General features: G+C 42.4%; 7 protein-coding genes and 1 riboswitch. Of the genes, 4 read left to right on the forward strand and 3 right to left on the reverse strand.

Features of this window, described 5'->3' with window-relative positions; translation table 11 throughout:
- Window positions 1–28: 28 nt before the first annotated feature.
- The 3 genes from LM917_RS12320 to LM917_RS12330 all read right to left on the reverse strand — a co-directional run bounded on the left by LM917_RS12320 (window position 29) and on the right by LM917_RS12330 (window position 6,517).
- Window positions 29–4,579 carry a glutamate synthase-related protein gene (locus LM917_RS12320; protein ID WP_232697811.1) on the reverse strand — a complete coding sequence of 1,517 codons (4,551 nt, stop codon included), beginning with the start codon at window positions 4,577–4,579 and terminating at the stop codon, window positions 29–31.
- Between the two features lie 415 nt (window positions 4,580–4,994).
- Window positions 4,995–5,138, reverse strand: a complete 144-nt coding sequence (locus tag LM917_RS12325) for a hypothetical protein (RefSeq protein WP_232697812.1) — start codon at window positions 5,136–5,138, stop codon at window positions 4,995–4,997.
- Window positions 5,139–5,224: 86 nt separating this feature from the next.
- Window positions 5,225–6,517: a glutamate-1-semialdehyde 2,1-aminomutase gene (locus LM917_RS12330; RefSeq protein WP_232697813.1), complete on the reverse strand. Its 1,293-nt coding sequence runs from the start codon at window positions 6,515–6,517 to the stop codon at window positions 5,225–5,227.
- A gap of 156 nt (window positions 6,518–6,673) precedes the next feature.
- Here LM917_RS12330 and LM917_RS12335 point away from each other — a divergent pair, with 156 nt between their 5' ends.
- The 4 genes from LM917_RS12335 (at window position 6,674) to LM917_RS12350 (ending at window position 10,418) form a co-directional block, all read left to right on the forward strand.
- Complete coding sequence (locus LM917_RS12335; protein WP_232697814.1) at window positions 6,674–7,687, forward strand: ABC transporter ATP-binding protein; 1,014 nt, start codon at window positions 6,674–6,676, stop codon at window positions 7,685–7,687.
- Window positions 7,680–8,474, forward strand: a complete 795-nt coding sequence (locus LM917_RS12340; RefSeq protein WP_232697815.1) for an ABC transporter permease — start codon at window positions 7,680–7,682, stop codon at window positions 8,472–8,474. The genes LM917_RS12335 and LM917_RS12340 overlap by 8 nt, the downstream gene beginning before the upstream one ends.
- 6 nt (window positions 8,475–8,480) lie before the next feature.
- The gene (locus tag LM917_RS12345) at window positions 8,481–9,269 is read left to right on the forward strand and encodes an ABC transporter permease (RefSeq protein WP_232697816.1); all 789 of its coding nucleotides are present in this window, start codon (window positions 8,481–8,483) and stop codon (window positions 9,267–9,269) included.
- Window positions 9,270–9,356: 87 nt separating this feature from the next.
- Window positions 9,357–9,508: riboswitch (FMN riboswitch) on the forward strand.
- Window positions 9,509–9,662: 154 nt separating this feature from the next.
- Window positions 9,663–10,418 carry an ECF transporter S component gene (locus LM917_RS12350; RefSeq protein ID WP_232697817.1) on the forward strand — a complete coding sequence of 252 codons (756 nt, stop codon included), beginning with the start codon at window positions 9,663–9,665 and terminating at the stop codon, window positions 10,416–10,418.
- Window positions 10,419–10,640: the final 222 nt, after the last annotated feature.

Raw genomic sequence — 10,640 nt, forward strand, 5'->3', positions numbered from 1 at the left:
AGGCTTGAAAAAGCCATATTTCCTACCATTACTCTGTAGATACAGAAGGATCTGCCTGTTCCTTTTTCGGAGTAATTTGTACAAAGTGAGCTTTTGGATCTGTAAGTGATCCTTGAATGTTAGCAGCAGTTTCATATTGCTCTGTTGCTAAAAGCTCATCCTTATATTTACCTAGTAGCTCCTGCACATCTGCCTGACCTTTTTGATCCAGTTCATACAGGAAGACTTTTGCCCCTTTTGCAATACGACGCTCGATTGCTTTCTTGTCTAAGCCCATTTCTGGCTGGAGTCGAATATATACGGTACCACCCGTCATCCCTGCACAAATCCAAGGACCCGGGTCACCTAGAACAACGGCACGTCCATTCGTCATATATTCAAAAGCAAAACCTTTTAAGTTAGCTCTTGCACCGAAACCACCAAGTTCATCCTGAAGCGGCTCTTTTATTTCCCCACCAAATACCACATCTGCTCCGGAGAGACGGATGCAAGCGCGGGAATCTGCATTACCTTGAACGAGGAATAAACCTTTCTGGGCACCATAGCAAAAGCTTTTTCCAACAGATCCATTCAGATACTCTCCATTTGCTCCTTTTGATTTCAAGATAGAGACTAGTCCGCCAAAACCTGTTTTTCCTACACCGTCTTGAGCCCCACCTTGCACTCGGATATGAACACCCTCTGCATTATAGGCACCCAATCCGTTACCAGGAACACTACCGTCTTTAAATTGCAGTGATACTTCTGGAAGAAAGCGATAACTTCCATCGAGATAGTTTTTCACACGAGCACCGGACCAACGGCTTCCCAAGACTCGTTCACCGGAAAGAATAGCAGAAAAATTCTCTTCAATTGGTTGAACTGCATTAAAATAACGATCTTCTACTGTTACAGCTGCTTCGTTCATTCCTGCGGCCACCAAGACTTTTGTAGCAGCTTCTTCTTGAATAGCTTTTTTATCTGTAGCAGGAGTAAATAGTGGATGAACATGTAGCAATGATCCTAGATCAAGCTGTTCTAGACCGCGTGCTTGAACTAATAAATCGGAGCGCCCTACTAAATCTTGGGTACGACGGGCACCAAGCTGTGCCGCAATGTGTTTTAATTCATCACCAAACTCAGTAAACAGATTTTTTAAACCAGAGACAGCAAGGTCAAATTGTCGAGGTACAAATCGACGTAGCCCCTTTTCCTCCGCTTCTTCAAGAGAATCGATCTGTGTAGCGATTCCTACGTGACATGTATCCAGATGGCAACCACGGCAGGTGGTGCAACCAACAGCGATCATTGCTAGCGTAGCAAATCCTACACGGTTTGCTCCCAGCATCATCAGCTTAGCTACATCTTTTGCACTTTTGATTCCGCCATCTGCCCATAGTTCTACCTGGTCACGTAGTCCTGCTTCCAATAGGGCGTTATGTGCTGCTTTTACACCTAATTCGCAAGGAAGACCCACGTGTTGCAAGGCGTGGACACGAGCCGCACCAGTTCCACCATCAAAGCCAGAGAGGGTGATATAATCAGCACCGGCCTTGGCAATACCTACAGCAATTGTACCAATATTAGGTACAACAGGGACTTTCACGCAGACTTTTACTTGATGGTTCGCCGTTTTCAGCTCGGTAACCATCTGAGCCAAGTCTTCAATCGAATAAATATCATGGTTGTTAGAAGGTGAGATCAGATCGGAACCAATTGTTGCATTACGAGCTTCTGCAATTTTTTCCGTTACTTTTGATCCTGGAAGATGCCCACCCTCACCAGGCTTTGCCCCTTGACCAATCTTGATTTCTAACAGGTTAGAAGAGTTAGCCAGTTCAATATTTACGCCAAAACGTCCAGAAGCGATTTGTTGACCACGAGTCCGTGGATATTTGCCTAACATATCTTTGATCTCTCCACCTTCACCGTTCATGGAGATCATGTTAAGCTGGTCAGCTGCTTCTGCATAAGCGCGGAAAGCAGTCTCGTTCTGAGAACCGAATGACATGGATGAGATGATAAAAGGTAGGGAGTGGTTACCTACGCTGTTATCAACCTGTGTTACTTCCAGGGGATTTTCTGCTTTATCAAAGGTGATATCAGCTAAATGACGGATAGAAATCGGATTATTTTTTTCGTTTTCATCCAGTTTTAATGCGTAATCTGCATAAGGAATATCTCCCGATGCAATCTGTCCGATAGCTTTCCAAAGACGAGGGAAGATATGGAAGGTTTTTGATTCCCGCGCTTTTTCGTCATGGTAGTCCTCGTAGCGCTTTAGGCTATCTTTTTCCATTTGATCAAGCGAATAGCCCGCCTGATCAGATCCACAGAAATTAGGGATTTGGAGAATGGCTGCCACTTCATCGCGCAGTCCGATGGATGAAAAGAGTCGTCCATATCCACGCACTTCGTGAATTCCTATCGTAGAAGTTACTTTCTCGATTCCTTTTGTCAATGCAGAATAAAGATTGCTAACTGAATCTCTCCCACCTTTTACAAAGGCAGTAGCAAACATGACATAAGGTGCAATGGCATTAGCACCACTTCCGAGAAGTAAGGCAATGTCATGCAAAGAGCGAACAGATCCAGAACGAACGATCAAACTGGTCTGACGACGCAGGTTTCCTTTACTGGACTGCTGCTTTTTTAATGACAGATCGATATGGGCTGTTACCAGCATCGGGTCAATCCAGCAGAGGTCATCACTATGTGCTGAAGAATCATCAAGAATTAACAGGGTCGCACCGTTCTCGGCAGCTTCGCATGAATCTTTTGCAAGTCGCTCCAGTCCTTTTCGTAAGCCTTCTTCCTTATGGAAGGTAGCAGACAGAACGACAACGCTCTTCGGATTGCGATGGAAAGTAGATACAACCTGTTCAAGGGAGTAGGTTCCTAGAGTAGTAGCAGTTTCTTGTAGGGATTGGCCCTCTACTAATAAAGGCGTTGGAAGCTCCAACCGCACAGAATCAGCAGTTTCTTGGCCTGTGAGTACAGGGCGTTTCCCTAACACGACACGAGTGGAGAAGTGTTCTATTTCCCGGTCACGGTCAATAGCAGGATTAGTAACAACGGCAACGGATTCTTTAATATAATCAGCAATGTTTTGACGCTCGGTGGCGATCGCAGCCAATGGACCGTCATGTCCTAGAGAGCGGATTGGTTCTGCACCGATAGAGGACATTTGTTCCACCAGTTGTACTTGCTCTCGGTCCCATCCGTACGCACTGTAATCAGATGAGGTAGGCTCAACATAATCATCAGATGCTACGACAGGTTCATGATCGTAGGCAAAATGGAGGTGTTTGTTATAACCGGTAAAAGAAATTTTGGTAGAGAGACCACTGAGGATTTCCTCACGCAATTGATCGTGAGTAAGTACTTTTACACCATCTTCAAAAAGTCGAACGCCAACCTTCTCTCCTGGAGCAAGTGACTTCGGCTCACTCACCATCGCTGAAACCGGAATAACTCCTTGTTCAGATGAGAAATAGAAAGATGTTTCGCTTTCAACCATCCAGACTGGACGCAAACCAAGAGAATCTACACTAAAGAGACATTGATCATTGTAGCGAGATACGATACCAGCAGGACCTTGTGCATAATGACCGAAGCTCTGCCGTAAATATGCGTACATATCCTGCAATCCCGGCTTCAATAACTTCATTTCATTATGAATCGGAGGAAAAACAGTTTCCATCGCTTCAAACAGGGTGAAGCCGTAACGATGAATCAGTGTTTCAATTGTACGGTTCAGGTTTTGTGAATCACTGCCACCGTCAACGAGTGGAACTTCCAGCATGTCTACCTCTTCTTCTAGCTTGCTGATCGTGTTGATTTCACCGTTGTGACCAAGTAAGGAGAATGGTTGTACACGGAAAAAGTTAGACAACGTGTTAGTGGAATAACGATTATGACCAACTGTCACGGTAGAACCAAAAGTTGCATCTGCCAGATCCTTAAAGTAAAGAGGCAAGATGCTCGCTGCGCCCATCAATTTATAGGAAGCAGTTTGATTGCTTAAGGAAGCTACATGGACATGGTAGTTTTCTTCGATATCTACATGCAAATCAAATAATTGAGCAGGATAAGCTATTTCATCACATGCTGCCTCATCTTTTGGTAATGCAGCGATTTGCCAGAAAGTTGGCTCATCTTTTTTTGCGTTTTTTCCTAAAACCTCTGAGTTTACCTCGTTTTCACGTTCAAGAATGATGGTAAGCCCATGTTTATCAAAAAGTTGTCGAATACCTGACTGGATTTTTTCTACATCAGTTCCGTTACGAGGAACGAAAATATGAGCGACAGAAAGAGTGGAGCTATTGACATTATTTCCATCCAAACCTGATTTTTCTAAAAGTTTAGTCCATATACTACGCGGAATATCTGTTAAGACCCCAACACCATCACCTTCGCCGTCAATAAAGCCAGATCGATGTTCCATTTGAACCAGGGAGCGGATGGTCTCTTCTAAGTTTTTCTTACTAGGTGTACCTGATTTTTCAACAATACAGATAATTCCACAGCTGTCATGTTCAGTTGTGTGACAATTTTGAAAACTTTCCATATGGATATGCTTGATATTCCTTTTTCTCATTCTATTTGGTCAGAAGGTCTGACCTCCACCTCCTCTAGTTTATCTGTAGCATCTGTTGCCAATAACTTTTCCTACAATGCATAAAGATACATGGACAACAGGTTAATCTTTTTTCGGAAAAAGTGTAACTTGAAGTAAAGTGGTAAAGCGAAGATGTTATGAGAATAAGAATATCATAAAAAGAACGAGCAAAACAATAACGAAACAGTTAATTATACAAATGTAAGCGCTTTTATGCAAACTTTTTTTAAAATAAATATTATTTTGTTTGATTTGTAGGTTAGAAAACTTGGCTTTCCCAAGCCTTTGGCGCAGGTAAAGCCTTAGTTGCACTTATGCAGATAAGAATTTTTATAAATTCTTATCTGTCAAAAAAAGGAGAGCCATTGGTTGCGCTCTCCTTTACAATATTTTTTTAGCGATCTGTTTTTTGCTTTTTATGATGTTCTGTTTTCCGTGGATTTTGAAAGCCTAAAAATTCCAAAGGCTTTGCACTCATTTTCGGATCAGTAAAGGTTTGTTCAGGAGCCTGTGGAAAACTTTTTTCCTCATCAGACATAATGGTACCTCCTGTAGAAGTGAAATTTACACAACAGTAGGATACCCTACATCAAATAATGTTTTTCAGGAAAACTAATCCTTAGATTAGGCTTTCATTTGAGCAAAACAGCGATCAACTGCTTGAATGGTATTACGAATGTCCTCTTCTGTATGAGCTGTGGTGATGAACCAAGCCTCATACTTGGATGGTGCAATGACAATCCCTTCGTCCAGTAACAAGCGGAAGAATTGACCGAATGTCTCACTATCTACGCTTTGGGCGCCTTCATAATCCGTTACGATTTGATCGGTAAAGTATACGGCAAGAGCTCCTTTCACACGATTAATCGTTATGGTAATACCATGTTTGGCAGCTGCAACGCTTACGCCTTCTTCTAGGAGTGCACCTAGACGGTCTAACTCCTCATAGACACCAGGCTGTTTCAGTACTTCAAGACATGCAATCCCTGTTTGAATGGAAGCCGGATTACCTGCATGAGTTCCAGCTTGGTATGCAGGTCCGAGTGGAGCAACTTGTTCCATGATCTCACGTTTACCACCGTACGCACCGATAGGAAGACCACCACCAATAATTTTACCCATGGCAGTTAAATCAGGAGTAATTCCGAGCAGATTTTGTGCTCCACCATAACAGAAGCGGAAAGCTGTAATTACTTCATCATAAACCACCAATGCACCAGCATCATGGGTAAGACGATTTACTTCTTCCAGGAAGCCAGATTGAGGAGTTACGATACCAAAATTACCGACGATTGGTTCGACAAGTACTGCGGCAATTTCATGTCCCCACTTCTGCAGGGCTTCTTTATATGCCTCGATATTATTAAATGGAACCGTAATTACTTCATTGGCAATACTTTGCGGAATACCTGCACTATCTGGAATACCTAGTGTAGAAGGACCAGAACCTGCAGCAACCAGCACCAGATCAGAGTGACCATGGTAACAACCTGCGAACTTAATGATTTTCGTACGGTTTGTATAAGCGCGGGCAACACGGATGCAGGTCATCACTGATTCTGTTCCCGAATTGTTGAAACGAATAAGCTCCATAGAAGGAATTGCTTCACGAATCATTGATGCAAAGGTAATTTCCCACGGAGTAGGTGTCCCATACAAGGTACCATTCTTCGCTGCATTCACAATAGCGTTAGTGACATGAGGATGTGCATGACCAGTTATAATAGGGCCGTAAGCAGCCAGATAATCTATGTATTTATTACCATCTACGTCCCAAAAATAAGCTCCCTGCGCTCTCTCCATCACGACTGGTGAGCCACCGCCTACTGCTTTAAAGGAACGAGATGGACTATTTACACCACCAACGATCACATCATAGGCTTGTTCGTGTAGTTTCGCAGATTTTTCGCGATTCATTTTATTTTCATCTCCTCTACATTTTCATGCTTTATCATATCATACTAAGTGTAACGTATTGGGGACACTTTGCTTTTTGCAACTTGATTGTCACTCATATACACTAACTATCGTGACTAATTTATTACTCAGTAAAGAAGGGAATGCGTAGGATACATGATAAAGATAACCAACCTGGAAAAAAACTTCCGTATTCATCAAGCCAGAAGTGGTCTTGGTGGAGCTTTTCGGGATTTATTCCAGCGAGAATACAGAACAGTACATGCTGTAGATAGCCTTACTTTTGAAGTAGAAGCAGGGGAGATGTTTGCCCTGATTGGAGAAAATGGGGCAGGAAAATCAACAACGATTAAGATGCTAACAGGCATTCTGACACCATCGGCTGGAGAGATAGAAATCAATGGATTTGACCCGCATAAGCAGCGAGAAAAATATGTGCAGAGCATTGGCGTTGTGTTTGGGCAACGTTCGCAATTATGGTGGGATTTGTCCCCATTAGAGTCGTTTCGCCTGTTACGACGCGTTTACCACATTGAGGATGAAGCAGGCTTGAAATGGCAAGAGAGGCTGATAGAAGAACTTGATCTCGGGTCGTTTATCCAACAGCCTGTGCGCAAACTGAGCTTGGGGCAACGGATGCGCTGTGAAGTGGCAGCAGCACTTATGCACAAGCCTAAGCTTCTGTTTCTTGACGAACCAACAGTAGGACTGGATGTGTTGGTAAAACAGAAGATTCGTGATTTTTTAAAGAGCTTGAATGAGACTGAGCAAACTACTGTCTTGCTTACAACACATGATGTATCTGATATTGAGGCACTGTGTAAACGAGTGCTGGTTATGGATAGTGGTAAGCTGATTTTTGATGGGCAATTAGATGAATTAAAACAACGCTGGGGAAGCAAAACAGAAGTAGTTTTTCAGTTTAAGCGAAAGATAGGCAAGGAGGAATTAGCAGTCAGCCTTTCACCATTTGAATGTGAGATTAACCCTGTGAGTGAATATGCTTTAGCTGTTTTATTTACTCATGACAAGTTACCTTTAGTCTTGTCTGCGGTTATGGGAAGCTTCGAGGTGACGGATGTGGCGATTGCAGAAACGTCCACGGAGCAGATCGTGCGGAATATTTATTCAACGACTTCGGAAACAAATGGAGTGGCAAGTCATGGGTAAACTTTACGCAGAACTGATTCGAATTCGATTTCTTACCTTACTCGCCTACCGGGTTAACTATTACAGTGGCATTATCATATATGCGATTAATATTGGGGCGTACTACTTTCTGTGGGGAGCTATCTACAGTGGACAAGGGAATTTGGCAGGAATGTCATTATCCCAGATGACCTCCTATGTAGCGATATCCTGGATGTCCCGTGCTTTTTATTTTAATAATATTGATGCTGAGATTGGGCAGGAGGTTAGGGAAGGAAAAGTAGCAATAGAAATGATTCGTCCCTATAACTATTTATCTGTTAAAACTGCTCAAGCACTGGGAGAAGGGATTTTTCGACTGTTTTTCTTTGCCATTCCGGGTCTCCTATTAATTCGTCTATTTATTCCGTTTCAATTTCCAGACACGCTGGAAGTGTGGGGCTGGTATGGTCTTAGTCTAGTGTTTGCATTCATTGTTAACACGCAGATTAATCTATTAACGGGCTTATTCACCTTCTTCTTCCTTCGTAATGAGGGAATGATGATGGCAAAAAGGATGATTGTCGATCTATTGTCTGGGGTTATCATCCCGATCAGCTTTTTCCCAGGATGGACGGCGTCTCTTCTTCAAGTGCTACCATTTCAAGCGATCAATTTTACACCTAGTATGATCTTTAGCGGAGCCTTGGCAGGGAAGGCGGCATTCACTGCCATTGGAATGCAGGTAATGTGGGTAGTTATTCTGCTAGTGCCGATCGTACTTTTGTGGAAGCTGGCTAAACGCAATTTGATCGTGCAGGGAGGGTAACAAAAGATGGGGCAAGTCATACGATTGTTTCAAGACTATTTAAGCCAATATTTTAAGACCAAATTAACATACCGAGTCAATTTTATAACGGAGCTTGTTTCTAATCTCGTGTATGAACTCTTAAATCTGGTATTTATCTTGGTAGTATTTACGCACGTCCCGACCATTCAAGGCTGGACGTTGTACGAGATCGTATTTATTTATGGTTATTTTCTGGTGCCATATGCATTGTTTTCGATGTTCTTTGGTTTTTGGGACTTTAACGAGCGATACATTATTAGGGGGGAAATGGACCGTATTCTTACGAGACCTGTTAATCATTTGGCTCAGATTTCGTTGGAATCCATTGCACCTGACCGTTTGTTTGGGGTAATAACAGGAGTAATTATCATGTTTTTTGCAGGTAGTAAGCTTAATTTGGATCTTAGTTGGTATGATCCTATTATCTTTTTATTGCTTGTGTTTAGTAGCACGCTTATCTATGGAGGAATTTATACAGCGATTGCCTCCGTCAGCTTTTATACAGATTCACGCACGGGAATTGCACCAATGGTTTGGAATATCCAAAACTATGGACGATACCCGGTAGATATCTATAACAACGCAATTTCAATCTTGTTAAAATGGATTCTGCCATTTGCTTTTGTAGGATTTTATCCTTCCGCTTATTTCCTGAAAAAAGAAGAGTTATATGGCTATACCATGCTCACACCTGTCATGGGAATCATCTTTTTTACCTTGGGAATCATCTTCTGGAACCAGGGTGTTAAAAAATATAGTGGAGCAGGATCGTAGTAAGGTTAGAATTAGTGAAAGGCAAGACAGATTACTCTTGTCAAAACAAGTAACAATGAGGTATAATATCCTCGTGAGAAAAATTTCACATTCCTTCGGGGCAGGGTGCAATTCCCGACCGGCGGTGATCGCATATCGAGCGTAAGCCCGCGAGCCTCTTGTGGTATTCGTTACACAGGGGTGCAGGATCTGGTGAGACTCCAGAGCCGACAGTACAGTCTGGATGGGAGAAGGATGACGACAGAACGACGCACACGTCTATTTTTTCGTGTGTCGGCGTAGGGAGGGGACTGGATCGATAACCAGACCTCAGTTTTCCCATACCATTTGTTAGGTATCGTCGTGTATGCCCCTGAAGTAGCTACTGCTATTTTAGGGGCTTTTTGATTTTAAATGACAACTGTTTATACAAATGGAGAAGCTGACATCGCTGAAAAAGTATCGTTGTTGCTGATTACTGTTGCCATCTCTCAAGAAGGAGAAAAAGAGAGAGGATGGTACAAAATGAAACAGAATCAAAGTAGTACGCAGTTACACCGGGAAAAGACAAAAAAACTGGTCACGATTCCAATGCTGGCAGCAGTAGGTTTTCTACTCTACTACTTGGAATTCAATGTTCCCGGCTTTCCAAGCTTCCTGAAGCTGGATTTCAGTACAGTTCCAGCTGTAATTGGCGGATTGGTTTTTGGACCAGCGGCAGGGATATTAATTGAAGTATTGAAAAATGGACTACATTTATTACTAAAAAACACCGATGGGTTTATTATCGGGGAGATTGCTAACACGCTTGCAGGTGGATGCTTTGTTTTCCTTGCTGTTTATACACAGCGACTGTTTAAAAGTAAAAAAGGTTTCATGCTTGGTTTAGCAGGTGGAACGCTGGTTATGACAGTGGTTATGGCATTAGCAAACTACATCTTGTTATTGCCAGGCTATGCAATGCTTTACTCCATTTCAATGGATGAACTTTTGGCTATGTTTAATATGAAGAGTGTATGGTCATTGATCATGATTGGTATTGTACCGTTTAATCTTGTAAAAGGATTTTTGCTAGCGATGATCACTTATCCGGTCTTCATAAAGCTGTCACCTCGACTAGGATTAGTTAATTCATCAGCGATGCTTAACAATAAAACTGTTACTTCATAAACAACTTTTGATAACGCAATAATGAAGCGTGCAGGAGAGCAGAATTTGCTCTTTCCTGCACGTTTTTTCTATGAAAAACGTCTCGACGTTTTTCATAAAATTGGATGTGACTGCTTGCGGTCCAACAAAACGGTCATGACCGTTTTGTTAGGTGCGTATGTAGGAAGATAGATAAAAAAATGACCTCAGTATGATACTGAAGTCATTAGATAATCTAGTTTT

This window comes from Brevibacillus daliensis (assembly GCF_021245735.1).
GTDB lineage: Bacteria > Bacillota > Bacilli > Brevibacillales > Brevibacillaceae > Brevibacillus_B > Brevibacillus_B daliensis.

What these genes read in the sequence shown, in the direction of transcription:
- LM917_RS12335 (WP_232697814.1), top strand. Translation starts at nt 6,674, where the DNA reads ATGATAAAGATAACCAACCTGGAAAAAAACTTCCGTATTCATCAAGCC.
- LM917_RS12350 (WP_232697817.1), top strand. Translation starts at nt 9,663, where the DNA reads ATGACAACTGTTTATACAAATGGAGAAGCTGACATCGCTGAAAAAGTA.
- LM917_RS12330 (WP_232697813.1), bottom strand. Translation starts at nt 6,517, where the DNA reads ATGAATCGCGAAAAATCTGCGAAACTACACGAACAAGCCTATGATGTG.
- LM917_RS12320 (WP_232697811.1), bottom strand. Translation starts at nt 4,579, where the DNA reads ATGAGAAAAAGGAATATCAAGCATATCCATATGGAAAGTTTTCAAAAT.
- LM917_RS12340 (WP_232697815.1), top strand. Translation starts at nt 7,680, where the DNA reads ATGGGTAAACTTTACGCAGAACTGATTCGAATTCGATTTCTTACCTTA.
- LM917_RS12325 (WP_232697812.1), bottom strand. Translation starts at nt 5,138, where the DNA reads ATGTCTGATGAGGAAAAAAGTTTTCCACAGGCTCCTGAACAAACCTTT.
- LM917_RS12345 (WP_232697816.1), top strand. Translation starts at nt 8,481, where the DNA reads ATGGGGCAAGTCATACGATTGTTTCAAGACTATTTAAGCCAATATTTT.